Annotated in this window: 29 protein-coding genes; 9 read left to right on the top strand and 20 right to left on the bottom strand. The window is 63.8% G+C overall.

Annotated features, from left to right (window positions below; all coding sequences use genetic code 11):
* Nucleotides 1-8 precede the first annotated feature (8 nt).
* A complete protein-coding gene (locus K1X12_RS02045) occupies nt 9-947 on the bottom strand; it encodes a ribose-phosphate pyrophosphokinase (RefSeq protein ID WP_220985978.1) in 939 nt (312 codons plus the stop codon).
* Between the two features lie 93 nt (nt 948-1,040).
* A complete protein-coding gene (gene pgeF, locus K1X12_RS02040; RefSeq protein ID WP_220985977.1) occupies nt 1,041-1,811 on the bottom strand; it encodes a peptidoglycan editing factor PgeF in 771 nt (256 codons plus the stop codon).
* 178 nt (nt 1,812-1,989) lie between these two features.
* On the opposite strand from pgeF, the gene typA reads away from it, so the two are divergent.
* Nucleotides 1,990-3,822 carry a translational GTPase TypA gene (typA, locus tag K1X12_RS02035; protein ID WP_220985976.1) on the top strand — a complete coding sequence of 611 codons (1,833 nt, stop codon included), beginning with the start codon at nt 1,990-1,992 and terminating at the stop codon, nt 3,820-3,822.
* A 77-nt stretch (nt 3,823-3,899) separates the two neighbouring features.
* Nucleotides 3,900-4,049: a hypothetical protein gene (locus K1X12_RS16870; RefSeq protein ID WP_225907835.1), complete on the top strand. Its 150-nt coding sequence runs from the start codon at nt 3,900-3,902 to the stop codon at nt 4,047-4,049.
* Nucleotides 4,050-4,160: 111 nt separating this feature from the next.
* Here the strand turns inward: K1X12_RS16870 and K1X12_RS02025 are convergent, their stop codons facing one another.
* The 3 genes from K1X12_RS02025 to K1X12_RS02015 all read right to left on the bottom strand — a co-directional run bounded on the left by K1X12_RS02025 (nt 4,161) and on the right by K1X12_RS02015 (nt 7,169).
* Complete coding sequence (locus tag K1X12_RS02025) at nt 4,161-5,798, bottom strand: tetratricopeptide repeat protein (RefSeq protein WP_220985975.1); 1,638 nt, start codon at nt 5,796-5,798, stop codon at nt 4,161-4,163.
* A gap of 145 nt (nt 5,799-5,943) precedes the next feature.
* Nucleotides 5,944-6,573: an energy transducer TonB gene (locus K1X12_RS02020; RefSeq protein WP_220985974.1), complete on the bottom strand. Its 630-nt coding sequence runs from the start codon at nt 6,571-6,573 to the stop codon at nt 5,944-5,946.
* A 251-nt stretch (nt 6,574-6,824) separates the two neighbouring features.
* Nucleotides 6,825-7,169 carry a UrcA family protein gene (locus K1X12_RS02015; protein WP_220985973.1) on the bottom strand — a complete coding sequence of 115 codons (345 nt, stop codon included), beginning with the start codon at nt 7,167-7,169 and terminating at the stop codon, nt 6,825-6,827.
* Between the two features lie 620 nt (nt 7,170-7,789).
* Between K1X12_RS02015 and K1X12_RS02010 the strand changes: the two genes are divergently transcribed.
* Entirely contained in the window at nt 7,790-8,470 is a 681-nt protein-coding gene (locus K1X12_RS02010; protein WP_220985972.1) for a hypothetical protein, read from the top strand.
* A gap of 17 nt (nt 8,471-8,487) precedes the next feature.
* Here K1X12_RS02010 and recR read toward each other — a convergent pair whose 3' ends face one another.
* From recR to K1X12_RS01975, 7 genes are all read right to left on the bottom strand, one after another.
* On the bottom strand, nt 8,488-9,093 hold the full coding sequence (gene recR / locus K1X12_RS02005; RefSeq protein WP_220985971.1) for a recombination mediator RecR: 606 nt from the start codon (nt 9,091-9,093) through the stop codon (nt 8,488-8,490).
* A gap of 218 nt (nt 9,094-9,311) precedes the next feature.
* Nucleotides 9,312-9,635, bottom strand: coding sequence for a YbaB/EbfC family nucleoid-associated protein (locus K1X12_RS02000; protein ID WP_220985970.1), 324 nt, complete (start codon nt 9,633-9,635; stop codon nt 9,312-9,314).
* Nucleotides 9,636-9,659: 24 nt separating this feature from the next.
* Nucleotides 9,660-11,396, bottom strand: coding sequence for a DNA polymerase III subunit gamma/tau (locus tag K1X12_RS01995; RefSeq protein ID WP_220985969.1), 1,737 nt, complete (start codon nt 11,394-11,396; stop codon nt 9,660-9,662).
* Between the two features lie 69 nt (nt 11,397-11,465).
* Nucleotides 11,466-12,050 carry a hypothetical protein gene (locus tag K1X12_RS01990; protein ID WP_220985968.1) on the bottom strand — a complete coding sequence of 195 codons (585 nt, stop codon included), beginning with the start codon at nt 12,048-12,050 and terminating at the stop codon, nt 11,466-11,468.
* Complete coding sequence (locus tag K1X12_RS01985; protein WP_220985967.1) at nt 12,051-13,088, bottom strand: ribonucleotide-diphosphate reductase subunit beta; 1,038 nt, start codon at nt 13,086-13,088, stop codon at nt 12,051-12,053.
* A 144-nt stretch (nt 13,089-13,232) separates the two neighbouring features.
* Complete coding sequence (locus K1X12_RS01980) at nt 13,233-14,525, bottom strand: macro domain-containing protein (protein WP_220985966.1); 1,293 nt, start codon at nt 14,523-14,525, stop codon at nt 13,233-13,235.
* Nucleotides 14,526-14,777: 252 nt separating this feature from the next.
* Entirely contained in the window at nt 14,778-15,719 is a 942-nt protein-coding gene (locus K1X12_RS01975; RefSeq protein WP_220985965.1) for a peptidylprolyl isomerase, read from the bottom strand.
* A gap of 113 nt (nt 15,720-15,832) precedes the next feature.
* Here K1X12_RS01975 and K1X12_RS01970 point away from each other — a divergent pair, with 113 nt between their 5' ends.
* The gene (locus K1X12_RS01970; RefSeq protein ID WP_220985964.1) at nt 15,833-16,327 is read left to right on the top strand and encodes a GFA family protein; all 495 of its coding nucleotides are present in this window, start codon (nt 15,833-15,835) and stop codon (nt 16,325-16,327) included.
* On the opposite strand, the gene K1X12_RS01965 is transcribed toward K1X12_RS01970, so the two are convergent.
* The 5 genes from K1X12_RS01965 to K1X12_RS01945 form a co-directional block, all read right to left on the bottom strand.
* A complete protein-coding gene (locus K1X12_RS01965) occupies nt 16,302-16,766 on the bottom strand; it encodes an SRPBCC domain-containing protein (protein ID WP_220985963.1) in 465 nt (154 codons plus the stop codon). The genes K1X12_RS01970 and K1X12_RS01965 overlap by 26 nt on opposite strands.
* Nucleotides 16,763-17,113: an ArsR/SmtB family transcription factor gene (locus tag K1X12_RS01960; RefSeq protein WP_220985962.1), complete on the bottom strand. Its 351-nt coding sequence runs from the start codon at nt 17,111-17,113 to the stop codon at nt 16,763-16,765. The genes K1X12_RS01965 and K1X12_RS01960 overlap by 4 nt, the downstream gene beginning before the upstream one ends.
* The gene (locus K1X12_RS01955) at nt 17,110-17,583 is read right to left on the bottom strand and encodes a VOC family protein (RefSeq protein WP_220985961.1); all 474 of its coding nucleotides are present in this window, start codon (nt 17,581-17,583) and stop codon (nt 17,110-17,112) included. The genes K1X12_RS01960 and K1X12_RS01955 overlap by 4 nt, the downstream gene beginning before the upstream one ends.
* A gap of 179 nt (nt 17,584-17,762) precedes the next feature.
* A complete protein-coding gene (locus tag K1X12_RS01950; protein WP_225907832.1) occupies nt 17,763-18,056 on the bottom strand; it encodes a TM2 domain-containing protein in 294 nt (97 codons plus the stop codon).
* A gap of 173 nt (nt 18,057-18,229) precedes the next feature.
* Nucleotides 18,230-18,595, bottom strand: a complete 366-nt coding sequence (locus K1X12_RS01945) for a PRC-barrel domain-containing protein (RefSeq protein ID WP_220985960.1) — start codon at nt 18,593-18,595, stop codon at nt 18,230-18,232.
* Nucleotides 18,596-18,721: 126 nt separating this feature from the next.
* Between K1X12_RS01945 and K1X12_RS01940 the strand changes: the two genes are divergently transcribed.
* On the top strand, nt 18,722-19,111 hold the full coding sequence (locus tag K1X12_RS01940; RefSeq protein WP_220985959.1) for a DUF1330 domain-containing protein: 390 nt from the start codon (nt 18,722-18,724) through the stop codon (nt 19,109-19,111).
* An 88-nt stretch (nt 19,112-19,199) separates the two neighbouring features.
* A complete protein-coding gene (locus tag K1X12_RS01935) occupies nt 19,200-20,021 on the top strand; it encodes a 50S ribosomal protein L11 methyltransferase (protein ID WP_369426047.1) in 822 nt (273 codons plus the stop codon).
* 157 nt (nt 20,022-20,178) lie between these two features.
* Here the strand turns inward: K1X12_RS01935 and K1X12_RS01930 are convergent, their stop codons facing one another.
* Nucleotides 20,179-20,376 carry a hypothetical protein gene (locus K1X12_RS01930; RefSeq protein ID WP_220985957.1) on the bottom strand — a complete coding sequence of 66 codons (198 nt, stop codon included), beginning with the start codon at nt 20,374-20,376 and terminating at the stop codon, nt 20,179-20,181.
* A gap of 166 nt (nt 20,377-20,542) precedes the next feature.
* Here K1X12_RS01930 and K1X12_RS01925 point away from each other — a divergent pair, with 166 nt between their 5' ends.
* The 3 genes from K1X12_RS01925 (at nt 20,543) to K1X12_RS01915 (ending at nt 23,802) form a co-directional block, all read left to right on the top strand.
* Nucleotides 20,543-22,354, top strand: coding sequence for an aminopeptidase P family protein (locus tag K1X12_RS01925; RefSeq protein WP_220985956.1), 1,812 nt, complete (start codon nt 20,543-20,545; stop codon nt 22,352-22,354).
* 157 nt (nt 22,355-22,511) lie between these two features.
* Nucleotides 22,512-23,213, top strand: a complete 702-nt coding sequence (locus K1X12_RS01920) for a DUF6624 domain-containing protein (protein ID WP_220985955.1) — start codon at nt 22,512-22,514, stop codon at nt 23,211-23,213.
* Nucleotides 23,214-23,331: 118 nt separating this feature from the next.
* Nucleotides 23,332-23,802 (top strand): hypothetical protein, encoded by a 471-nt coding sequence (locus tag K1X12_RS01915; protein ID WP_220985954.1) that lies wholly within the window; start codon nt 23,332-23,334, stop codon nt 23,800-23,802.
* A gap of 12 nt (nt 23,803-23,814) precedes the next feature.
* Here the strand turns inward: K1X12_RS01915 and K1X12_RS01910 are convergent, their stop codons facing one another.
* Together K1X12_RS01910 and K1X12_RS01905 are read right to left on the bottom strand one after the other, a co-directional pair.
* On the bottom strand, nt 23,815-24,936 hold the full coding sequence (locus tag K1X12_RS01910; RefSeq protein WP_220985953.1) for an alpha-L-fucosidase: 1,122 nt from the start codon (nt 24,934-24,936) through the stop codon (nt 23,815-23,817).
* A 20-nt stretch (nt 24,937-24,956) separates the two neighbouring features.
* Nucleotides 24,957-25,688 (bottom strand): DUF2459 domain-containing protein, encoded by a 732-nt coding sequence (locus K1X12_RS01905; RefSeq protein ID WP_220985952.1) that lies wholly within the window; start codon nt 25,686-25,688, stop codon nt 24,957-24,959.
* Between the last annotated feature and the right edge of the window lie 111 nt (nt 25,689-25,799).

Here is a 25,799-nt window from a genome sequence, read left to right as displayed (position 1 = left end):
ACGCGGCCCTAGCGGTCGAAGAGTTTCGAGACGCTTTCCTCATTCGCAATCCGGCGGATCGCCTCGCCCAGCAGCGGAGCGATCGGCAGCACGCGGATCTTCTTGGATTTGCGCGCTTCCTCCGAAGGCTGGATCGTGTCGGTCATTACCAGTTCGTCGAGTACGGATTTGCTGATCCGCTCCACGGCATTGCCCGAAAGTACGCCATGCGTGACATAGGCTGAAACCGAGCTTGCGCCATGCTCCTTCAGTGCCGCTGCGGCGTTCGCCAGCGTGCCGCCGGAGTCGCACATGTCGTCCAGCATGATGCAGCGGGCGCCCTTCACGTCGCCGATGATGTTCATCACCTCCGACTTGCCCGCTTCGGGGCGGCGCTTGTCGACGATAGCAAGGTCGGCATCGTTCAGCCGTTTGGCCAGCGAGCGCGCGCGCACCACGCCGCCCACGTCGGGAGAGACGACAATGATCTTCTCCTTGCCGTAACGCTCCTTGATGTCATCCACCATCACCGGGCCGCCGAACAGGTTGTCGGTCGGAATGTCGAAGAAGCCCTGGATCTGGCCGGCATGCAGGTCCACCGTCAGTACGCGGTCGGCCCCGGCGGTGGAGATCAGGTTGGCCACGAGCTTCGCGGAGATCGGCGTGCGGCCATCGGTTTTGCGGTCCTGGCGGGCATAGCCGAAATAGGGGAGGACGGCAGTAATGCGGCGGGCCGAGGCGCGGCGCAGCGCGTCCATCATGATCAGCAGCTGCATCAGGTTGTCATTGGCGGGGTAGGAAGTCGACTGGATGACAAACACGTCCTCGCCGCGAACATTCTCGTCAATGCGAACGAAGATTTCCTGGTCGGCGAAGGTTTTCACCTCCGAGCGCGTCAGCCGCATGTCCAGATAGTCTGCGATGGCGTCCGAAAGGGGGCGATTTGCGTTGCAGGAAATCAGCTTCATGGGGGCGCTCCCTTGGTGGCCTGCCGGGTTCGCGACGCTTTTGTAACACGCCGCCGCGAGTCGCAAGCCACAGGAAACTGGAATCGCTGAGATTTATGCAAGCAGAACGATTGCCGCTGCGTTCCGTCCGTAATCGGGTTCTCCGCGCAGGTTGCGGCGGCGGTTGGAAAAATAGGCGTCTTCCATCGCGCAGGTGTCGTGGCGCAGGTTGAACACCCCGCCGGCCCCGGCGGAAACCAGCTGGCGTTCGCAAAAGCCCGGCAGGTCGAAATGAAACCGGTCGCCCTTGCCGGGGGTGAACAGGTCTTCGCTGGCGCCGTCCTTGGCCAGGAACGCCGCGCGGAATTCCGGGCCGACCTCATAGCTCGCCGGACCGATCGTCGGGCCGATGGCCGCTCGGATGCGCGCGCGCCGGGCGCCCAGCGCTTCCATTTCTTCCAGTGTTCGGGTCAGAACGCCGGCAAGGGCGCCTTTCCAGCCGGCATGGGCTGCGCCGATCACGCCCGCCTCCGGGTCGGCAAACAGAACCGGCGTACAGTCTGCCGAGAGGACGCAGAGCCCCAGTTCCGGCCGGTTGGTGACCATCGCGTCGGCCTGCGGCCGCTCGCTCCACGGCCCGGTCACCCGCACAACGTCCGGCGAATGCACCTGATAGCAGGACAGCAGCCATTTTGCCCCCAGCGCGGCGGCAATCCGGGCGCGGTTTTCGGCAATATTGCGCGGATCGTCGCCCGATCCCTCGCCGGAATTGAGGCTATCGTAGATCCCGCCGGAAACGCCGCCTTTGCGGCCAAAGAAACCATGGGATAGCCCGGAAATACCGGACAGCAGGGGGGCGGAGGCAAACGGGGGAGACTGAGACATCCGCCAGACGGTGGCCCCGGCATGTGGCCAATGCAAGGGCAGCGCGGCGGAACTGGCAGAAAACCTGCCTCTTTTTCATAGTCAAAGCCCGTCTCGTCTGCTAGGCGGGCGCCAAATCCACCCGACGGCGCCTTGTTTTCCTCCCTGTCGCGCCGCCCGCCGGAAAGCATATATCAAAATGACGACCCCGCTCGAAAAGATGCGCAATATTGCGATCATCGCACACGTTGACCATGGCAAGACCACGCTCGTCGACGAACTCCTGAAACAATCCGGAACCTTCCGCGCCAACGAAAAGACGCAGGAACGGATGATGGACTCCAACGACCTGGAAAAAGAGCGGGGCATCACCATCCTCGCCAAGACCACCTCGGTCGAATGGAATGGCTACCGCGTCAACATCGTCGATACCCCCGGCCACGCCGACTTCGGCGGGGAAGTGGAGCGTATTCTCGACATGGTGGACGGCGTGATCGTGCTTGTGGACTCGGCCGAAGGCCCGATGCCGCAAACCAAGTTCGTCGTCTCCAAGGCCCTGAAGCTGGGCCTGCGCCCGATCGTGGCCATCAACAAGATCGACAAGGCCGAGCGCCGCGTGGACGAAGTGCTCAACGAAGTCTTCGATCTCTTCGCAAACCTCGACGCGACCGATGAGCAGCTCGATTTCCCCGTCCTCTACGGCTCGGGCAAGATGGGCTGGATGTCGACGCAGTATGAAGAGACCCGCGCCAACATGGACGAGCTCTTCCAGCTGGTGGTCGACCATGTGCCGACGCCGAAAGTCTCCGAAGGCCCGTTCCGCTTCCTGGCCACCACCATTTCGGCAGACCCGTTCCTTGGCCGCATTCTCACGGGCCGCATCGCGTCAGGTTCGGTCAAGCCGAACCAGTCGATCAAGGTGCTCGACCGTGAAGGCAATCTGGTCGAGCAGGGCCGTGTCTCCAAAGTGCTCGCCTTCCGCGGCCTGGAGCGTATCCCGGTCGATGAAGCTTCCGCTGGCGATATTGTCTCGCTGGCCGGCATGACCAAGGCGAACGTTGCCGACACCTTCTGCGATCCTTCGGTCACCGCGCCGCTTGCCGCTCAGCCGATCGACCCGCCGACCATCTCGATGACCTTCCGCGTCAACGATTCGCCGCTCGCCGGCACCGAAGGCACGAAAGTCACCTCCCGGATGATCTGGGACCGTCTGCTGAAAGAAGCTGAAGGCAACGTCGCCCTGAAGGTTGACCGCGCCACCGACGCCGAAGCCTTCACCGTTTCGGGCCGCGGCGAACTCCAGCTCTCGGTTCTCATCGAAACCATGCGCCGCGAAGGCTTCGAGCTGGGCGTGCTGCGTCCGCAGGTCGTGATGCAGGAAGGCCCCAGCGGCGAAAAGCTTGAGCCGATCGAAGAAGTCATCATCGACGTGGATGACGAACATTCCGGCATCGTCGTGCAGAAGCTCTCTGAGCGGAAGGCCGACATGCTCGACATGCGCCCCTCCGGCGTTGGCCGTACGCGCCTTGTGTTCCACGCGCCGACGCGCGGCCTGATCGGGTATCAGGGCGAGCTTCTGTCGGATACGCGCGGTACCGCCATCATGAACCGCATCTTCCACGAATACGCGCCTCACAAAGGCAAGATCCAGGGCCGCCACACCGGCGTTCTGATCTCGATGGACCAGGGCGAGGCGGTTGCCTTCGCGCTCTGGAACCTGGAAGACCGTGGCCCGATGATGATCCATCCGGGCGACAAGGTGTATGGCGGCATGATCGTCGGCGAACACAACCGCGACAACGATCTGGAAGTGAACGTCCTGAAGGGCAAGAAGCTCACCAACATGCGCGCCTCGGGCTCGGACGAAGCTGTCCGCCTCACGCCGCCGCTGATGATGACGCTGGAAAAATCGCTTGCCTATATCGCGGACGACGAACTCGTCGAGGTCACCCCGAAGAACATCCGTCTCCGGAAAATCTATCTCGACCCGAACGAGCGCAAGCGCCGCGCCAAGCAAAGCGCCGACGCGTAATCCACGCGCCCCGGCTCACCTGAAAAAACCCTCTCCGGAACCGGGGAGGGCTTTTTTCTGGGCCGTTTCCGAATCCCGTGGCGGCGGAACCATCGCCCGGCGCCGGCGTTGAACCTCACATCACAGCAAGTGTGGAGTTCACCATGTCTACCTTCGCCATCTACCTGATCGGTTTCCTGCTGTTCGTGTCGGGCCTTGCCTATGGCGCCTACATGCTCGGCGTGTAGCCAGCCTGGATCGGTGTCGGCGCCATCACGCTGATCGGGTTCGGCATGGTCGTGGGCGTCGGCAAGACGCGCCAGAAAGACCAGACGCCCACCAGCGAGTAATCCGCTGGCCTATCCGGCCTCGGTCCCGTCCGCGGGCTCGCCTGCCGGTTCATCTTCCGGCGCGCCTGTCTCCTCGGAGGCAGGTTCGTCCGTGTCCGCAATATCTGAAACTTCCGCTGCCGCCGCCAGCTCTGCCGCAATCTCGGCTGCGCCCGTGCAGGCTGTCTCGATGCCATCCTCGCAGGCAAATGACAGGAAGCGCGCGGCGCTTGCCGCATCGGTGCGTCCGCCTTCGCCATACCGGCGCATGTCGGCGGCCTGCAGGCAGGCCTCGCTCTCGCCCGCCAGGCAGGTTTCCGAAAACAGGAACCGCGCGCGCGACATCTCCAGCTCGCTCGTTCCGGCATCATACATCATCCAGGCCAGCTCATAGCAGCCCTTCACCGAGCCTTCGGTGCAGATGACCGAGAAGATCCGCCGCGCCCGCACGCTGTCCTCCGCGCCGCCCGTTCCATCGCGCAGCCAGGCAGCATATAGTTCGCAGGCGGAAAGATCGCCCGCCCCGCAGGCCTCGCCCATCGCGCGGCGTTCCTCGGCCAGCAGTTTGTCTTCCGCCGTCTCGGCAGGCTCTGCCGCCTCGGCAACCGCCTCGCCCTCGGCTTCAGTGCCTTGCGACGCCCCGTCTGCCGTTTCGGGTAGGGGCGCAGGGGCAGCAACCTCGATACCGAAATCGAGGTCGGGCAGGGCTTCACTCGAAAATGTCTGGGCGATCACGGGCGGGATTTCTTCCGCCGCCGGAGGAACAACGCCTACAATCAGCGGCGCTTCCGGAGAAGCCATCTCCGCAGGGCCGTCCTCAGCCGTCTCCGCCACAGGCGCCGCGTCCTCTGGTCCGCACGCCGCCGTCACGCCCAGCGCGCAGGCCGCCGCATAAGCCGCCTCTGCGCCTGCCTCGTCCGGCGCGCCTGTGTCGGGAAAGGCCAGCTCCTGTCCCAGCCTCAGGCAGGAGGCGCCCACGCCGAGGTCACACCCCTTGCCAAAAAGGTCCACAGCCTGCGGAGCATCCGGCGCGCCCCCGCCGGCCTGGTAGGCCGCCGTCCCGGCGAGGTAACACCCCTCGCCATCCTCCAGTTCGCAGGCCTGCAGGTAGCGCGCCTGCGCGGCGCCTTCATCCTTCGGTGCGCCCTCGCCTTGGGTATGCAGCCGGCCCAGCTCGCGGCAGGCCGCGCCCAGTCCCAGCGCGCAGGCCTTGGCATAGACCTCAAACGCCCCGCCTTCGCTCGGCGCAATGCCGCGCCCGGTATAGAGCGCCTCTGCCTCGCGCGCGCAGGCGCCCGCATGGCCCAGCGTGCAGGCCTTTCGGAAGGCGGCAAAGCTCTGGATGTCATTGGCGTCGGTGCCGATGCCCTCGGCCCACACGATGCCCAGGCTGTAACAGCCCGCAGCGTCTTCCAGCGTATAGCAGGCCTTGTCGAACAGGCTGAATGCCCCGGCCAGGTCCTGCGGCGCGCCCTCGGTCGCCAGCAGCATCGCCTCGCCCAGTTCCACACAGGCGCTTGCCTCGCGCGCATCGCATTGCGCGGCCAGATCTGCCCGGCTCATACTTGCAGAGACGGGCTCGCCCGCGCCCTCAGTCTGCGCCCGCGCCGCGCCTCCTGCCAGTATCAGCAGGCACAGGAACGCCCCAAGGTGCCGGATAAAACTCATGAAAATCTGCCCCGAATTTCAGCCCGGCGCCATATTGTCGGCGCCGCCTGCGGGGTCAACACCGGGTGGCCCATCGGCGCCTCCGGGTCGCAGCAGGCCGCAAGGCCCGCGAAGGCCGGGGCAGGCAGGCCCGCCCCGGCGCCCGTCAGTTCACAGTGAACACGATCGGGTAGACCGCGTTCTGCTGCTCGACGGGCCGGCCATTGCGGATGGCGGGGAGGAACTCCGCCTGCCGCACGGCGCGTTCTGCCTCGCTCTTGAAGACATTGTCCGTACACTTCGCCACCACGTTTTGCGGCCGCCCGGCGATGTCGACATCGAAATACACGTCACATTCCCCGGAAATCCCGCGCGTGACCGCCCCCGAAGGCATAGACGGTGCCGGCGGGCGCACAGGCGTCAGGACGCGCCCGTCCAGCGGCCCGGCGCTGACCGTCCCCACATCGAACTTGATGCGCACGGGCCCTGCCTCCGCAGGTACTTCCCCGGTCCACACGCCGCCAAAACCTTGTGTGGGCACGAGCGGCGGCGCCTGCCGTTCGGCGGCGGGCGGCGTGGTTGTCTTCAGCCAATCGGGCTTGGGACGCACGGTCGCCTCCATCGACGGTGGATCGGACGGCGTGATGGTTTCCAGGATGCGGTTTTCCGTCTCCACCAGCCTCACGTCTTCAACCGTGATCAGCGCATTGGCGGCCAGGAAAAGGGCATAGACCAGCGGCGCAGCCAGCACGGCGGCGATGCTGAGGCGCGAAGGCCCGGTATTCATCAGATACATGAGCTTGTTTCCTCCAGCTTGCGCTCCGGCGCGGCTCTTGCGGCCCGTCCGGATGAGGACAGCGTCGCGCTGCCCATCTTTACGCTAGGGAAACTTCATGGAGCGTCAAGCGAAAAGCGAGCCCCGCTTATCAACCTTCGCAAGCAAAGGCGGAGCGAGGGGCCATCCTAGGCCTCGGATGGCCCCTCCAGCGCCGCGGACCGGGAGGAAACATTGGTCTGGCGCTGTTCCGCAAAATTCTGAGGCGCGCCTTAGTTGGCGAGCGGGAAGTCGACAGCAGCGAGCGTCTGGAAGCCCGGCGCGATGTCCAGGCCAGCTTCGCTCTGGTCGGCGTGGATCTGTTGCACAGCCGCTTTCACGAGATTGGCGGAGCATTCGGTGTCGACATAGATCGAGCCGACGGCGGGCATGCGCTGCGAGCAGATCTTGCGGGCTTTGGTCTCCAGGTCGGAAACCAGCGTTTCAACGCCGGTATCGGTGGAGAGCAGGGCCGGGTCATAGTCCATTTTCAGGGTCACTTCCTTGACCGGACCGGCGACCGCAACAGGGGTGAGAACCATGGCAGCGGCCAGGATCGTCGAGGTAACTTTCAGCATAGGATAAGTCCTTCAGAGTTAGCGCCGGATACGCCGGCTGAAACTCCTCCCGCAGTCAGTCTGGGGTCTTATCCTGCTCCGGTACGGTTTCCCGCCGGCCCCGGTGGACGGGGCTGGCAGACCGTGGCCTGACCGGAGCGGCCCAGCTCATGCTGCAATGCAACAATTACCCGCCCTCCATGACATGGCAATGACATGGCCGCCATGCTGAACGGAATACCTGTCATTCATTCATCAGATGTGCAGGCGGCAGGCAAACCTGCTCAATCTTTGAACAGGTGTTGAAACATACCGGCGGTATGCTGACGATTCCGGGGTCGATTTGCCCCTGAGTCTCCCCCGTTGGGTGCGCCCGTGTCGGGAATGACCGGAAATGTATTCAAAGAGGCTCAAACTGTCCCCGTTTGTCCTCAAAATGACACGGCCTGTCCCCGAAAAGGCACGTCCTGCCCCTGAAAGGCGCTGCCCGGCCGCGCCGCGCCCTGCGCCGGGCAAATCCTGTTGGAAAAGCGCCGCCCTCTCCAACACGCCGCCCGCGCCATCTGCCTGAAAGCGCAGGATTTTGGCGGGTCGGCTCACATTTTATCCGGGGGAAGGGCGCGTCCCGCACTCTCCCCCTCATGCGTGCCATCTTTGCCGACAGCTCCAACAGCCTCATCCGCTTTGCCCAGGTGGCGGCGGAATATCTGGCTTTGGGGCTGGCCACGCGGCTCGGCCTTGGCCGCTTCGGCCACACGGCCTTTCTTCCGAAGGCAGACTACCGGGCGATCGCCGCAGAGCTTGGCTTTATCGAATTGCTGGTCCGCCGGGCGCTGTTCCTGATTGCCGCTGTCCGCGGCATCCTGCCTGCGCCGCCTGCAAAGCCCAGCTCTGCAAAGCCCAGCTCTGCAAAGCCCGGCCCTGCTGCAAAGCCTGCAGGTCCGCCCCGCGCGCCGCGCTTCGGGCTGACAGAGCGGGCAAAGCCCGCCCGGCGCCTGCCCGGTGCATTTCCTCTTTATACGGCGCCGCGCCATCCGGCTCAGGCCGAATGGGCCGGTGCTGGTGCCAGGGCCGGCGGGCTTCTCCCCGCCGCCCGCCTCGTCCGCCGGCTTCAGGCACTGGAAGCTGTGTTTGACGGGCCGGAGGCCTATATCCTGCGCATGCAGCGCCTGCTCTCCTCAGGCCCGCGGAAAATCCTTGCGCGCGCTGCTGTTCCGGCGACGCCGCTACCGGGCGTCGATCCTCAGGATTACCGTATCCTGCTTAAACTGCAGCTGATTGTGGGCGAGGGGATCGCCCAGCTCTGGCCCGATACGGGCTAGATCAAACACCGTTTTCTCTAGACGCCGCGCCGTGCCCGCAGGGCCGCGGCCAGCGTCCCATCATCCAGATGATCCAGCTCGCCGCCCACGGGAACTCCGTGCGCGAGCCGCGTCACATCCACGCCTTTCCCGGCCAGCAGGTCGGCCACATAATGCGCCGTGGTCTGACCATCCACCGTGGCGTTCAGCGCCAGGATCACCTCGCGGATGCCGCCCGCCTCGATCCGCGCCACAAGGCTCGCAATGCCAAGGTCTTCCGGGCCGATGCCGTCGATGGCCGAGAGCACGCCCCCCAGCACATGGTAGCGCCCGCGAAACGCGCCGCCCCGTTCCAGCGCCCACAGGTCGGGCACGTCTTCCACCACGCAGATCAGCCCGTCATCGCGCCCCGGCATCTGGCACACGGCGCAGGGCTGCACGGTGTCGTAGTTTCCGCAGGTCTGGCATTTCTGGATCTTGGCGCCGGCTTCCGTCATCGCTTCGGCCAGCGGCTTCAGCAGCGTGTCGTTCCGCTTCAGCAGGTGCAACGCCACACGCCGCGCCGACCGTGGCCCCAGCCCCGGCAGCTTGGCAATCAGGTCGATCAATCGAAGAAGCTCAGGACCGGCAGAACGCTGTGACATGGGAAGGCCTTCTGCCTGAGTCTGGGGGGTATGTCATCCTGGAAGCAGTCAAGCGGCCATCCGGGATACTCTCTCCACTAACGTCACCCTCGATGGCCGGAAGGCCATCTGAGGGCCTATCTCCCGCCAGTTCCCCGGCGTCCAGCGGTGAGAAAAAGAGCTGGGCGCTCAGATGGCCTTGCGGCCATCGAGCGTGACGTGGGGTGGTGCGGCGCCGATCAGAACGGCAGCTTGAAGCCCGGCAGCATCCCGCCAAAGCCGGCGGTTGCCGATTTCATCGCGTCTTCCATCGCCTGGTCCAGCCGCTTGCGGGCGTCCGAATGCGCCGCTTTCAGCAGGTCTTCGATGATTTCCGGATCGTCGCCCATCAGGCTCTTGTCGATGCTCACGGAAACCAGCTCGCCCTTGCCGCGCAGCTTCACGCGCACAAGGCCGGCCCCGGCCACGCCATCGGCTTCGGTGTTTTCGATCTTCTGCTGCACTTCGGCCATCTTGGCCTGCATGGCCTGGGCCTGCTGCATGATCTGGGCGAGGTCTTTCATGGCGTCTTCTCCGTCACTTCCGTGTCAGGCCGGGCGGCGCGTCTTGAGGGGGATCACATTGCTGGGCAGATTGTCCTGGCCGTCCTGATTTTCAAGCGGAACAGCGTCGAGGATCACATCGAGGATCACCGCGCCGGGGATCGCCGCCAGCGTTGCCGCAATCGTCGGGTGCAGCTTGGCGTCCTCAATCCGCTCGGCCTTTTCCCGCCGCTCGCGCTCGCGCACGGATTCGGCGTCAGTCTCGGTCTCCTCGACGATCCAGTCGAGTTCGGTGATGTCTTCCAGGAAGGATTTCAGCCGCCCCAGCAGGCCTTGCGGCGCGCCGGGCGCCAGCGCGCAGGCGAGCTTTCCGGGCGAAAAATGCGCGGTGCGTACGAAGCGTTCGGCGTCCACCTGCAGGGCCACTTCGCGCATCTCGTCCATCGCGGCCAGCATGTCGGCAAAGCTTTCCACCCCGCCGGGCGCCTGCGGCGAAGCCTTAAGGGGGCTGGCGTCCTTTCCCGGCGGTCGGGACCCCTCGGCAATCATCCGCGCCGCTTCCTCCGGAGACGGAAGGGTAGAGGCCGCTGCCAGCCGGATCACCACCATATTGAGGGCGGTGGCCGGGTCTGGCGCAATCATCAGGTCGTTATAGCCAGACAGCAGCAGCTGCCAGTTGCGCGCCGCCTGGGCCGGCGTCAGGCGCTGGGCCAGTGCCCGCGTCCGGTCGGCCCAGTCGGCCGGGCCTGCCGGGCTCCAATCGTCACCCGTTGCCTGCGCAACAGAAATATCGGCTGCAATATCAAGGATGTCCTTGAGGATGACGGCCGGGTCTGCTCCGCCCGCCACCTGGTCGCGCGCTTCAGCCAGGGCGCCTTTTGCGTCGCCGGTCACGGCCTTTTCGAAGGCATCCAGCAGGCGGGCGCGGTCGCCCAGGCCCAGCATCTGGCGCACGGCGCCGCCCGAAACGGCTTCGCCGTCCGTCGTCTGAACAATCGCCTGGTCCAGCAGCGAGAGCGCGTCCCGCACAGAGCCTTCGGCCGCCCGCGCAATCAGCGCGAGGGCTTCTTCAGAGACATTCGCCCCTTCCTTGTCGGCCACATTGCCAAGGTGGTTTGCCAGCTCGCCGGTATCGAGGCGCTTCAGGTCAAACCGCTGGCAGCGCGACAGAACCGTCACGGGAACCTTGCGGATCTCGGTCGTCGCGAAAATGAATTTGAGGTGGGGCGGGGGTTCTTCCAGCGTCTTCAGCAGGGCGTTGAAGCTCGCATTCGACAGCATGTGAACTTCGTCGATGATGTAGACTTTGTAGCGCGCCGAGACGGGGCCATAGCGGGCCGAGTCCAGCAGGTCGCGCATGTCGGCCACGCCCGTGCGGGAGGCCGCGTCCAGCTCCAGCACATCCGGGTGCCGGCTCGCCATGATGGCTTCGCAATGCTCGCCCGGCGGATCGAGGTGGATTGAGGGGCCACCCGACTTGCCCTTCTTGCCTTTGGCGTCAGCGGCAGGCTCGTAATTCAGGGCGCGGGCCAGCAGGCGGGCGGTGGTCGTCTTGCCCACCCCGCGCACGCCGGTCAGCATGAAACCATGGGCAATCCGGCCCGTCTCGAACGCGTTCGAGAGGGTGCGCACCATCGCTTCCTGGCCGATCAGGTCCTCGAAGCGGCGCGGGCGATACTTGCGCGCCAGCACCTCATACGCCTTGCCGCGCGCAGGCGCGTCCTCACCCCCGAAAAGGGCGCCGGTGGCGTCATCGCCTGTGGAGGAATCGTCTGCGCTCATGGACCGGCCGGACATTAGCCGGGGAGGCGCGGGGGCGCAAATGCCAGATCAGCGCTCCCCCCGGCAGGATCAGCGGATACGCGTGCGGGCTTCGGCCGGGAGGCAAAGCCCGCCGTTGCGCAGGCAGGCCTCCAGATAATCGAGCGCCCCCGAAAGCGTCACCGTACGGGCTTGGCAGGTGAAGCCGATCTCTTCGGCTGTGGCGGTCAGGCTGCAGGCTGGGTCGAAGGCCCAGCCGACCGACAGTCGGGCCGATCCGCCTGGAACTTCCAGCAACAGATCTTCGTAAATGTGGTCTGAGTACGGACCGGCCGCCTCGCCGGCCACTTCTTCGGGCGGCAGGCGGGGCGGCTTGAGGCCGGCCGGCCAGCGCCATGCGGGCGGGGAGGACGGCAGTGTCGGTGCAGGGTGTTTGGCCGCTGGCGCAGGCGGGCTTGGCGCGGGCGGCTCCTGGGACAGCCAGTAGATTTCCTGCCGGGCAATCGCGCTTTCAAGGTGAGGCAGGGCCTCCGCCGGGCCCACGCCGAACGCGCCATCCCGCGCAACCTGCGCGCGGAGCGCCTCGAACAGGGCGCCGCGCGCGGCCGGATCAGTTGCCTTGATGCCGTTAAGCTGGCCGATGACCCAGCCGAGAATATCGCCGCGGAGCGACAATCACTCCGCCGGAACGCCGTCGGCTTCTTTCGTCTGGCGGGCGTCGAAGCGGCCCCAGACGCCCTGGTCGCCATGCCAGTCGCCCTTCGTGGCGCCTTTGGAATATTCCGTCGCGCGCTGTTCGAAGAAGTTGGCATGCTCGACCCCGTTGAGGATCTCGGTCAGCCAGGGGATCGGGTGCTTGGTGATGCCGAAGATCGGCTCCAGCTTCAGCTGGCCGAGGCGCCAGTCGGCGATGTAGCGGATGTATTGCTTGATGTCGTCGGCGGTCATGCCCTCGACCGGGCCCATTTCGAAGGCCAGTTCGATGAACTTGTCTTCCAGGCTCACCACCGTGCGGCAGCACTCGCGGATGCGCTCGCGCAGCTCGTCCGTCATGCAGTTGGTTTCGGCGCAGAAGGTGTGGAACAGCTTGATCATGCCTTCGCAGTGCAGCGACTCGTCACGCACCGACCAGGAAACGATCTGGCCCATGCCCTTCATCTTGTTGAAGCGCGGGAAGTTCATCAGCATGGCGAAGGAGGCAAACAGCTGCAGGCCTTCGGTGAAGGCGCCGAACACGGCCATCGAAACGGCGATGTCCTCGTTCGAGCCGGTGCCGAACTGGCCGAGATAGTCGTGCTTGGCGGCCATCTCCTTGTATTCCATGAAGGCGGAGAATTCAGAGTCCGGCATGCCGATGGTTTCGAGCAGCAGGGCGTAAGCCGCGATGTGGATCGTCTCCATATTGGAGAAGGACGACAGCATCATGGACACTTCCACCGGCTTAAACAGCGGCATGTAGTGTTCCATATAGTTGGCGCCGACTTCGACATCCGACTGGGTGAAGAAGCGGAAGATCTGGGTCAGCAGGTTGCGCTCGGCGTCCGAGAGTTTCACCGCCCAGTCCTTGCAGTCCTCGCCCAGCGGGACTTCCTCAGGCATCCAGTGAACCTGCTGCTGCTTCTTCCAGAACTCATAGGCCCACGGATAGCGGAACGGCTTGTAAGCGAGGCTGGGGGTCAGCAGGCCGGGACGATCTTTGCTTACGGTTGCCATGGTCTGGGCTCCATCTATCGGTCAGTTGCGGCCAGCGAATCCGGCCTCGGCAGGCATAATGAACACCACATATAGTGCTTAAAATAGGTTAATGCCGCAAGATGTGCAGTCTGCCGCACCCCTCGAAACTCACAACAAAGCCTGTCAGCGGGCGCCGCGCGGGGCGGTAACCGAGCGCAGGCCCATGCGGTATAGCGCTGCCTGGCCAAGTTCAAGGTCGGCCTGGGTGTGGCAGAGGAAGGCGACCCGCTCGATTTTCGATTCGGGCCAGTTGAGCAGGTATTGGTGGGCCGTCTGGATCAGGCCCTGGGCCCGCTCATGCGGGCTTTCGCCGCCGCCGCGCGTGCCGAAGAGGGGGAAGAGGACCGATTTGTAGGCCCGTTTGGGGCTCATGCCGAACTGGTTGTTCTCCTCGTCCACCGCGGCGAGCGCGTTGCTGACGCATTTGCGGTAGGCCCCGATCAGCCGGTAGCCCCGGCCGGGCTCGCCCTGATAGGCGGCGGTGTGAACGAGGCGGCGGACCTTGTTGGTCTTCTTCAGCATGCCCGCGCCGGTGAGGATGGCGGTGGCCGGCTCCACCCCGGTGCGCTGCTGGTGAGCGCCAACGCGCTGGAAGAGGAGGCGCAGGATGGTGTCGTCGCGGACAAAGCCATGCCGGTCGCGCCGGGAGCCGAGATAGCGGATGGCGGCGGAGACGGAGGGCTCATGGAAGCGGCCAAACTCCATGCGGGTGTTTTCCGGGTTCACCCACACATCCATGTCGTCGATGTCGGCAATGTCGCCGGTGACGAGTTCGACGAGCTTTGAGGGCTTTGGCCCCTGCGGGCCGACCCGGTAGGAAATGTAGCGCCGCTCCGGGATGACCCGGCCGGGGAGGGTGACCTCCATGCCGGGCATCAGCGTATGCACAAGGCTATCCGTGCTCGGATTGTCGAGGCTGTTCTTGACATGCGTGCGCAGCAGGGCGCGGCAGTCTTCCAGCATCTGGGCGCGGGAGGCGCCGGCGCGCGGCTCGAAATCGTAATCGAGTGCCCGCATGCCGGAGATGGAGAAGGGCGAGGTGGAGCGCGCATGGCGCAGGATCACCGTGCCAGCGCGGCGCGCGGTCTGGCGGATGCCGAGTTCGAAGAACACGTCCGGCGAACCGAGTGTCACGTCGGCAATCACCACATCAGCTTCCAGCAGGTTCTCGATCATCTCCTTGTGGATGAGGCCGGACCGGCTCACCCGGTCGGCGCGGATGATGTCGAGGTTGAGGTCTTCGATCACCGGGCGGATCAGCTCTTCATAGACGCTGTCGAAGTCCAGCTCCGGCCCCTCGTCGGCGTCGCCCGGATTGCTCCAGGGCAGGATGACGAAACACCGCCGTCCCGTCTGGGCCTTGCCTTCCTGCTCGGCAGGGCGGCTTTCGCCCTGCGCCTTTCCTTCGAACGCCATGCTCACAAGCCCTGCCTCATGAAGCTGTCCCCGGCCCGCCTCCGGCGCAAACGCACCTTGTCCGGACTGGCTGAGCTCCGGTTACCCTCTGCACAGACGAAACTATGGTGGCCGGTGGCTGGCAAGGCAGGATACGGACGGCTTTTCGCCCGGCAGGCGAGGCCCCCGGCTAGTGCTCTGTTTCCCGTTGGATTCGTGCCAGATTATAAATGCGTAAGGTTCAGGCCGGCCGGCCCGCTGCCCGTTTGTGCATCACTCGCCGACGCGCCGGGCAGGCACGGGCAGGGCGCACACATCCAGCACCTTGGGCGGGGTGTAGGCAAACGCGTCAACGGCCGAATAGTCGCGCTTGGACTCTTTCAACGCTTCCCACGCCGGCGAGGGCGTGCGCATCACCTCATAGCTGGGGCGGTCCTCTGCGGGCAGGTCTGCCGCCATGCGGGCCGAAAGGATCTGGTTTCCCGCCAGCTTGCTACGGCGATACTGGCGGATCTGGTAGGCGAGTTCCTCGTCCTCGCCGAACAGGGCGCCTTCTTCTTCCTCCGTCGACGGATCGACACGCGGCAGGCGGTGGATGTATTCCATCCCGTCGATCACCCGGCCGAAGAGGGTGTAATTGCGGTCCAGATACCGCCTCGGCTGCAGCGGAATATAGATTTCCGTCGAGCCGCTTGACGGGTTGGCGTCGCGCGCCATGCCAAGGCTGCCAGGGCAATTGAGCAGCCATTCCTTGCCATTCTCACGGCCCACGGCGAAGCCTTCGCGGTGGCCCGCTTCTGCGGCGAAGAGGTCTGCATTGCCTTGCGGGTCAAAGCCATCTGCCGGGACTTCGCGCTCCGCCTCGAAAGGCAAGGTCGGCCAGGCGGCGATGGCCATCGAAAACTCGCGGCCCGCCTGCGCCACATGGCCTTCCACCACGCGGTAGAAGAACTCGTCATCATAAAAGCCCTCGCGGACCGCTTCCCGGATCTGCGCGGCATGGGCGGGCGCCGCTTCCGGGAAAAGCTCGATTGCCACCATGCCAGTTTCCAGCGTGATGAGCACAAGATTTTCCGGCTCCACGGCGCGCCAGTCGGGATCGGTCTGGGCCGCGGCGGTAGGGGCGGCTTCCGGGGCGGGCTCAGTCAGCGCGGCAGGGGCGCTGACACATGCGGCGCCCATCAGGGCGGCAGAGAGGGCGATGAGGCGTTTCATGCCGAGAACTGTCGGTGAGGGGCGGCGTTGCGTCAATGGCAATGTCTGGCGCTGTGCTGCGCTCAAAATCGGGGGCTTGTCCGGGCACGGAAGAGCGGGCAGGGTGGGGCGCAATGAAACGTATTGCTCTGGAGCGCCCGAAACTGCCTGACTTGCCACTGGAAGGCGGCTGTCATTGCGGGCGTGTGCGGTATTCGGTGACGCGCCGGCCGATGGCGGTGAATGCCTGTCATTGCGGCGATTGCAAGCGGCTGGCGGGCGGGCCGTTTGGGGTTTACCTGCATGTCTCCAAGGCGGGCTTTCATGTCCATTCCGGGCATCTGGATGTATTTCGCAGGACCGGGGGAAGCGGCAACACCATTCCCATCTATCGCTGCCGGGATTGTGGCACGCGCCTGTGGCATGGGCCGGAGGTGGCGCCTGATCTGGTGATCCTGTGTGCAGGTACGCTGGACGCGCCGGACTGGGCGGTGCCGACTTCGCACATCTTTGTGGAAGAGGCCGCGCCGGACGCTGTGGCAGCAGACGACGCGTTGGTGATCGAGGCCTTCCAGACGACACGGGCGGCGCTGTGGGATCACTTCACCGCAATTTACGGCGCAGGCTGAGCGAAGCGAGCTGGGCGCGCCAATATTCTGCGAGGCGCATTTGTGTGGCAGCAAGGGGGAAGCCGTGCCGGGCGACATGATCCTGCGGGATCGTGTCCCAGCCGCGATGCTCCACGGTGACCCGGGTTTGTTCGCCAACGGCTTCGAAGCGGACTTCGGCCTGTGTGAGCTGGTCTGGCGAAAATGTTGCCTGCCGCCAGGAAAAGCCGAGGCGTTGGCCGCGCTCCCAGGCGGTGACATGTCCGATCTCGAACACTTTGCCGTTCGGTAGCGTAGTGATTAGGCGGGTTTCGCCTTCAAAGCTGAGGGTGCCATCCCCGCGCGGGGTCAACTGGAAAAGCGCGCCGGGCTGCCACCAGAGGCCGATCTCGCCCGTGAAAATATCGAAGGCATCTTCCGGCGTTGTTGCCACACGAAGGGAGACGATGACCGCACTCACGGGGCCTTCCGGGCGCGGGCCTTGGTCTCGACATGGGCTTTGAAAGCAGTGAGCTGGTTGCTCCAAAGCGCTTCGGTTTCCTTGAGCCAGAGTTTGAGATCGGTCATGGCGCCATCCTTGAGCGAGTAGATCCGCACACGGGCATCAAATTCCGGATGGCTTTCTTCAGCAAGGCCGGCCTGTTTGAGCAGGCGCAGATGGCGGCTCATTGCGGGGGCGGCGAGGCCGAGGGCGCCGGCAAGCTCGCCCGCGCTGCGCGGCCGCTCGCCCAGCAGCTCTACCGCGCGGCGCCTGTCTGGATCGGACAGGGCAGTAAAGACGGCGTCCAGCCGGGCCGCTTGGTTCACAACCGGTCCCGCGTTTTGAGGCCGCCGCCAGCGGCTGCGTCCCATTCGGCTGGCGTCATGCGGTTCACCGTGACGCCGAAGGTCCAGATATGGCCTTCGGGATCACGCGCCCGATAAGTGCGATCGCCATAGAACTGGTCGTCCGGTGCCTGAAGGATTTCCGCGCCGGCCTTTCGGGCGCGGGCGCAATGGGCGTCGATGTCGTCACCCTCGGCAAGCTGGACATGAACGGTCTGCGTGTTCTTGCCGGAGAGGTTCTTCGGGCTGCGATGATCGTCTGACCATTCGCTGCCGACCATGATGACGCCCTCTCCGAACCTCATCTCCGAATGGGCGATACGTTCATTCTCGTCGAGGATGACCATCAGCGGCTCAAACCCGAACGCCTCTTCCAGCCAGCGAAACGCCGCATTCGGATCAACATAGCAAAGCGCGCTGGAAATTCCTTTTCCGCGGTAAAGGTCAGACATGGCCTATTCCTTTCCTAAAGTGATAATATTTCTACAAAAGTGAAAATAAAAGATCAAGCGGAAACATGCGGCGCAGGCGCGTCACGGTCACGGCAAGCGAGAGTGGCAGATGTGAAAGGCCCCGGAGTGGGGGGAACTCCGGGGCCTTGAGCGCGCGCTGCGGGAGGAGGACAGCGGCGTTAGTAAGCGTAGCGGCCGCGGCGGATGGCGTGGGCCGCGTCCGAGCGGGCGGCATCCATCTTCTGGTCAATGATGGCGGGGATCAGGAACAGGTCCAGAAGCCACCAGACAAAGCCGATGAGGAAGAAGTAGCTGACGATCTGGAGGAGGGCCGTGACAGGCTTGCCCAGATAGAAGCGGTGCGCGGAAATCCAGCCCAGGAAGAACCAGAGCAGGTAGGCGGCGCCTGCGCTTTTCTTCTCATTGGCAGCGCGCTGCTCGATCAGGATCATGTCTTCGGTCGTGAAGGCCATTGTTGCTACGGCTCCTCCTTGTCTTATCGATAATCATATAGGAGCCCGGCAGGCAGTTTCCAGAGGGTTTTTATCGAAAAACGGCAAAAATTTTGATAGGCCCGATCTTGCGGCCAACAAGGAAAAGGCGGCAGCCGGAGCCGCCGCCTTTATCCAGGCCCGCTGGCAGGGGATTAGAGCCAGTAAGGCTGGACCTTGTAGTAGGTGTAGGCGGCATCCCGGGCGGCGTGGCCGTCATTGCGGGTCAGCTGCTCGATCGAGTCGGCGGGCGCCTTCTCCAGCTGGTCTTTGGTGAAGGGCACGACATAGCCTTCCTTGTCCTTGCTGTAGTCGAGCGTTGACCACGGGATCGGATGGTACTTTTCGCCCATGCCCAGGAAGCCGCCGAAACCGACAACGGCGTAGAGGATCGAATTGTCCGTCTTGTCGAGCATCACATCCTCAACCTTGCCGATCTTGTCGCCGGAAGAGTTGAAAACGCTGGTGCCGATGGTGCGGCTGGCGGGAATGGCGGTGGTATGGCCGGATTGGGTCGGCATTTTTAGGCCTCCTTTTCGGGGTTGCTGTACCGGACCAACGCATGGGGCACCGGGGAGTTGTGTTAATTATTGTTAGGCGGGGGCGGGCGTGAGAGGGTTGGACGACAGATCGTCCGGGAGGGGACAATGAGAGGGATCGTTCAGGCAGCGATGGCCGCAACCGTTTTCATGCTGGTGGCCTGCGTCAGCGCTCCGGCGCCGGAGGCGGAGCCTGCCGCGACGGCGAAGGAGTATATCATCGCCGAGATCGAGGTGATCAATCCGGAGCCCTACAAGGAATATGTGGCGGCCGTGACGCCGATGGTGGCCGCGTTTGGCGGGCGTTATGTGGTGCGCGGTGGCGCGGCTGAAGGCCGGGAAGGGGACATCCCGCGCGGGCGGATCGTTGTGCTGGAGTTTCCCAGTGTTGAAGCGGCACGGCGGTTCAGCGACTCGCCGGAATATGCCGCCATTGCCGCGCTGAGGCACCAGAACGCGGTTTCGCGCCTGATGATCGTGGAAGGCACAGCGCCCTGACGCGGCGCGGGGCGCTTCCCAATATCCGGGTGGCCTGCTAAGGGCCGCGGCCATGTACCAGATCACGGCAAGAGGCCCGCGGGGGCCAGTGGAAACGGCATGGGACGCGCTCGCCTGGGTGGACCCCTCGCCCGCAGGCGCGGTCGATGCCAAGGAAGATGCACGCGGCGCATGGCGGATCGACGCCTTCTGCGAAACGATGGAAGAGGCCGAAGAGTGCGTCGCCATCATCCAGGAAGCCGCGCCCGAGCTGATCGCCCGGATCGAGGAAATCGTGGAGCGCGACTGGGTGACCATGTCGCTGGAGGGCCTGCCGCCGGTGAATGCAGGGCCTTTTGTGGTGGCGGGCAGCCATGCGCTGGCCAAAACCTCGCCGGGAAAGATCTCCGTGCTGATCGAAGCGGGCCCGGCTTTCGGCACGGGCCATCACGGCACGACGCTGGGCTGCCTGCTGGCGCTGGCCGAGGCGCGCCGCTACCGCAAGCCGGGGCGCGTGCTGGACCTGGGCACGGGGTCGGGCGTTCTGGCAATTGCCGCGCTGAAGGTTGGCGCCGAATTGGCTGTTGGCTCCGATATCGACCGGGACTCGGTGTTCGTGGCGCGCGAGAATGGCAAGAAAAACCATGTCAGCCGCTTCTTCGTCCACCATGTGCGCGGGGCCAACAATCCGGACATGCGCCGGCTCGGGCCTTACGACACCGTGTTCGCCAATATTCTGATGAAGCCGCTGATCGGCCTTGCGCCGGAAATCGAGCGGCTTTCGGCGCCCGGCGCGGTGATCATTCTCTCGGGTCTGCTGCACCATCAGGCAGCGCCGGTGCGCGCCGCCTTTGAGGGCCATGGCATGCTGTTCCAGAAACGCATCAAGCGCGACGGCTGGTCGAGCCTCGTTTTCCGGAAGAAAGCCTAGTTTTCGAGGGGCCCCTTACCCTCCGGCCCATCCCGGGAAGGGGATGGGCATGGAGGGGACCGCGCGCCGCCGAGGGGGAGGAGGACTGGCTTCGGGCGGTCTGACTGCCTTCCTGGGAGGGGACGCTGGAAGGCGGGTTCGTTTATTGCTGGCGAGATCAGGCGCGCGCGGCGCGGCGGTCCCAGCGTTCCTGGCGACGGGCCAGGATGTGCAGGCGTTTTACTTCCGGTTCGGCTTGCGGAGCCGGGCGGCGGGCAGCCGGTGCTGCGCCGGTCAGTTCATTGACCATGGCGGGGCGCAGAACGTTCTCGATCACCATATCGGTGGTGGAGGACAGGCTGATTTCGGTTTTCATTGGTAGTCCCTTGTTTTTTTATAAATGCTGCGGCGCAACATTTGTTTGTATGCCGCCTATATAGGTTGCAGGTGAAACAAAACAGTATACGAAACGCGATTTTTCTATGTAAATTCGCATAGCTCGCTTGCTTTCCGGTGCCTGCTTAAAAGGCTAAGAAGGAACCATGAGACAGACATTCGACATCAAGGGCGGGCCGCAGGACGGCCGGGCCCATCTTCCGCTTCTTCGCCGCGAACTTGAGCGCCAGGGCCTCGATGGCCTCTACGTGCCCCATGACGATGAGTACCAGAACGAGTACCTGCCCGACGCGAATGAACGTCTGGCCTGGGCGACCGGCTTTACCGGCTCGTTTGGTTCTGCCTTCGTGTTCGCCGACAAGGCGGTGCTGTTTGCCGATGGCCGCTACACGCTGCAGGCTGGCGACCAGACCGATCCGGCGCTGTTTGAGGTAGCGGGTATTCCAGACCCCGGGCCATTTGGCTGGCTGGCGCAGCAAAGCTTCAAGGGCAAGAAGGTCGGGTATGATCCACGCCTGATGAGCCCGAATGACGTGGCTGTGCTGGCCGCCGCCGCAGCGAAGGCCGGCGCCGAACTGGTGGCGGTTGCAGAAAACCCGATCGACCTTGCCTGGGCAGATCGCCCGCCGCAGCCGATGGCGATGGTGGTTCCCCATAGCGTCAAACATGCCGGCATGGCCCACACTGACAAGCTGGAAGCCGTTGGCGCGCAGCTCGCCCGCGATGGGGCGGACGCCGCCGTGCTGACTTCGCCGGCCTCGCTCGCCTGGGCGTTCAACATTCGCGGGGGAGACGTAAGCTGCACGCCGCTGCCGCTTGGCCGGGCGATCCTCAATGCGGACGGGTCGGCTGAGCTCTTCATCGATGAGGCCAAGACCGACGCCGCGCTGCGCCGCCATCTGGGCAACCGCGTGACGCTCCGCCCCCTGAGCAATCTGGAAGAAGGCCTGAAAGGTCTGGCTGGCAAGACGGTGAGCCTGGACCCGGATGTCGCCTCTGCGTGGTTCTTCGACGCGCTGAAAGCGGCCGGCGCCAAAGTGCTGCGCCAGCGCGACCCGGTGGCGATCCCGCGTGCCTGCAAGAATGCCGCCGAGATCAAGGGCACGACCGCGGCCCATGCGCGCGACGGCGTGGCGCTGACGAAATTCCTTCATTGGCTCGATACCGAAGCTCAAAGCGGCGAGGTGACCGAGATTGAGGCGACGATCAAGCTGGAGACCCTGCGCGAGGAACTCGGCACTCTGAACGATCTATCCTTCCCGTCGATCTCTGGGGCAGGGCCGCATGGCGCGCTGCCGCATTACCGCGTCTCTACCGCGTCCGACCGCAAGCTGGAGCGGGGATCGCTTTTCCTGATCGATTCCGGGGGGCAATATCTCGACGGGACGACCGATGTGACGCGCACGGTTGCCATCGGTACGCCGACGGATGAAATGCGCGCCAATTATACGCGCGTTCTGAAGGGGCACATTGCCTTGGCGGCGGTGCGTTTCCCACCGGGCACGACGGGCACACACCTTGATGTGCTGGCACGCCATGCGCTGTGGCAGGCAGGGCTCGATTACCAGCACGGTACGGGCCACGGCGTCGGCGTGTATCTCGGCGTGCATGAAGGCCCCCACCGGATCGCCAAGCCGTGGAACGCTGTTCCGCTGATGCCGGGCATGATCGTGTCCAATGAACCGGGCTTCTACAAGGCCGGCGAATACGGCATCCGCATCGAGAACCTGCAATATGTAACGCCTGCGGAGGATATTCCGGGCGGCGAGATTGCGATGCTCGGCTTTGAATGCCTGACCTTCGCGCCGCTCAGCAGAGATCTGATCGATGTGAAGATGCTGACGAAGGATGAGCGCAAATATGTGAACGACTATCACAAGCGCGTTCTGAAACTGCTCGGCCGCAAGCTTGAGGGCGAGGTGAAAGACTGGCTGAAGAAGGCGTGTGCGAAAATCTGATTTTGCCGCCCTGGAAAATATCCAATCGCCCCGGCCCAGAAGGCTGGGGCGTTTTTTGTTTGAGGCATCATAATTGATCGCTAAGGTAGTAAATATTTCCTTGTTTTGGGGGTGTGTCCGGCTAGATTGATACTCGTCGGGCACAGGAGACTGAGGAATGAAGTATCACCTGATTGGTCTGGTGATGGCAGCGCTCGGTGGTTTTGCGGCGCCTTCCTTTGCAGGCGAGCGCGAGGACGCTGCGTCTGAGGAAGCGGCCGAGGAGAGCGACGACCCTTTCGTGAAGGAAGTCTATTCGCGCGTGGCGCTGGAACAATATGGCCGCTATGCCATCGCCTTTACACCCGAGGAGGCCGGCCAGCAGGCAGTCGGGCTGGGCGTGGAGCTGAACCCGGCGCAGGCGCGCAATTTCCAGCAACGCCTGTTCTACAGCCTGATGGATGTCGACGCGGGCAATACCGCGTTCCTCAAACAGGAACTGGCCATGCGAAATGGGATGTGGTGGACCATTTCGGAGGTGGGGCGTGATGTGTCGGACAAGGTATGGCTGATGGTTCAGCATGCCGATGCCGACCGAGATTTCCAGCGGGAAGCGCTTTCCCTGATGGAGCCCCTGGTTGAGCAAGGAGAAATTCAGGGCGCCAGCGTGGCCTATCTTTCCGACAGGATAGCCTCTGCGGCAAACCGCCCGCAGCGTTTCGGGACGCAGGGCTCCTGTCGGCCAGGTAGGCCGTGGGAGGCAAATGAAATTGAGGCGCCTGCCGATGAAGTTGACTTACGCAGACGGGCTTACGGAATCGATCTTCCGTTTGCAGACTATCAGGTTCAAATGGACCGTATCTGCGGTGAGGGACATTGAAGGACCCGTCTCTGCCTGATTTTCGGGCAGGGTGTTCTTTCTGGCTGGAAAATCGTGACCGGATCATTGGCGCGCGCTGGCGGCAGTCTAATTCTGGGTTTGCTTAAGGGAGGCAGACTTGGAAATTCAGAAAATACTGGAGCCTGCGATGGGGCTTCTGCCTGCGGGCTGGAGTGAGGACCTGCGGCTGCTTTTGGCCATTCTGGCGGCGGGCGTGATGGTGCAGCTGGTGCTGATCGTGATTGCGCGGCTGACGGCGGGAAAATCGGGTAAGGAGGGGGCTGCGTCCGGCGCGGCAAAGAGCGAAACGGTGGTTCCTGCTGGTGCCGCATTGCTGGAAAAGGGCGCACGGAGCGTCAGGGCGCGGCGGTCGGGACTCGACCCGGAGGAATGGGTTTCCGGAAATGTGATCCATCTGGACCGGTACAAGGCGTTGGGCCTCATCCGGTGTGACCGCGTGAAAAGCCCCGTGCAGTTTCGGCTGGCACCCGGATGGACACCGGTGCGGGTGGGCCAGAGGGTGCGGTTCAAAGGCCGGCACGGCGCGCGGCGCCGGCCGGTGGCGGATATTGTGGAGCAGGCGGGGTAAGGCCCCCCGCCGTCAACCTTTCAGATACTGGCCCAGGGCCCGCAGCGGCGTCTTCTGCAGATCCGGGATCGTGCCATCGGCCAGCGGGCCGATATTGATCAGCAGGTTGCCGCGCTTTGAAGTGACGTCCTTGTAGAGGGCGATCACGTCTTCGCTGGTCATATAGTCTTCCGGGATTTCGGCAGAGTTGTAACCGAAGCCGAGACCAAGGCCGCGGCAGGCTTCCCATTTGTGTTCCTTCGGCACGACGCCCAGGCCGAATTCGACGCAGCGATAGTCCGCATACGGGGCGGGATGTTCTTCTTGCGGCTCAGCGGAGCGGGCCTTCATGAGATCATTGAAGCTCTTGCGGGAGCCTTCATCGCGCAGGGAATTGAAGAAATCCTCTGACGCAAACCAGCGATCATTGGTGACGCCATCGGGCACGGCCTTGTAATAATAGTCCAGCAGGGCAGGTACATCCTCGCCATTGGGCCAGCAGATGTCGTTCCAGAAGATTGATGGCTTGTAGCGGTCAATCAGTTCCTTGGCCTGGGCAAGGGCATAGTCGCGATAGTCCTGCTCGGTGGGTACGGCGGCGAACATGTCGCCCATATTGGCAATCGGCGTGTCGCGGAAGGTCCAGTCGAGGCCGCCGGAATAATAGAGGCCGAAACGCAGGCCGCGGGCGCGCACGGCATCGGCGAGTTCGCCGACAAAGTCGCGCTCTGTATGCCAGCCGGGGCGGTGGGGGTTTTCGACTTCCGTTGGCCAGAGGCAGAGGCCATCATGATGCTTGGTGACGAAGACGCAGTGGGTCGCGCCGCATTCGACGAAGAAGTCGGCCCACGCGTTGGCATCGAACTTCTGCGAAGCTGCATCAAATTCCGGAAAGAAATCCTTGTACGGTTTATCACCATAAAGCTTCTTGTGGCGTAGCTGGGTCTCGCTGCCGTCAACTCGGGCAGCATTATCATACCATTCCGAATAGGGAGTCATGACGGCGCTGCGGTAATAGTCTTCGCCGTACAGTTCGTGGATGGCCCGACCGCGCGGCGCCCATGCGGGAATGGCGAACATGCCCCAGTGGATAAAGATTCCCAGCTGCGGCTTGGCAAACCATTCGGGACACTGGCGGCCATTTGGACCAATCATTTCATTCCTCCCACATTAATCTAGTTGTATAGTGTTACCTCCTCGGTACTCGGCTCCTCCAGTCCTTGCAAGGGTGACGTAACGTTCCATGCGAAAGGCGCAAACAGGGAGCGGGGAAGGCCCGCTTTGCCCAGAGCGGCGGCCGTCCACTGGTTGCAGGTGTTGAACATCGAATAGCGGCCTTTCGCCTTGACCAGGATTTCACCAGGGACGGGCGTTGGCAGGGTGTGAAGCTCACCTTCGTTGTCACGCAGGAAAGTCTCGCGGATATGCTCGATCAGCGCGGCGCGGCCTTCGGTGTCGACCGGGATGGGCTCACAATATTCCTCAACCGAGCCTCCATCGACTGGAACGATACGGACAGCTGTCTGATTGAAGCCGGCAAGCGCGCTGAGGACGCGTCCGGGGGTCATGTCTTCGGGTTGAAGGACGCTGGTGAAAAAGACGGAGTCGCCCCAGCCGAAGAGCACATATGTGTCCGGTGGCATCCATGTCGGCAGTTCATCCTTCAGCTCGCCGGTCCATGCGAACATTGGATCGTAGAGCGGCAGGGCGATGTCGGTATGGAACGGGGCTTCGCACAGATAAGTCGGTAGCTGGCCGGCTTCGTGGATCTGCGGGCGTCCGCCGACCGGGAGTTTCCCAGAGATCCAGGCAGCAGCGATATACCAGAAACAAACGATCAGGAGGGCGGCCAGCGTCAGCCCCGCACCTTTCAGGAACTTCATGATCTGTATGCGACGGATCTGCACCCCGCCTCCTGCTTCGCTTCCCCAGGGCGCGAGCGATCAGGATGGGGCCAAGCCGCCCTTGCATGCAAGCCTCTTGTTGCCTGCAGGAATCTTGTTGTTCCGCTTTTGTTC

It is taken from the genome of Hyphomonas sediminis (genome assembly GCF_019679475.1).
Classification (GTDB): domain Bacteria; phylum Pseudomonadota; class Alphaproteobacteria; order Caulobacterales; family Hyphomonadaceae; genus Hyphomonas; species Hyphomonas sediminis.
Note: the sequence above shows the minus strand (reverse complement) of the source record. Positions and strands in the feature narration are given on the sequence as shown.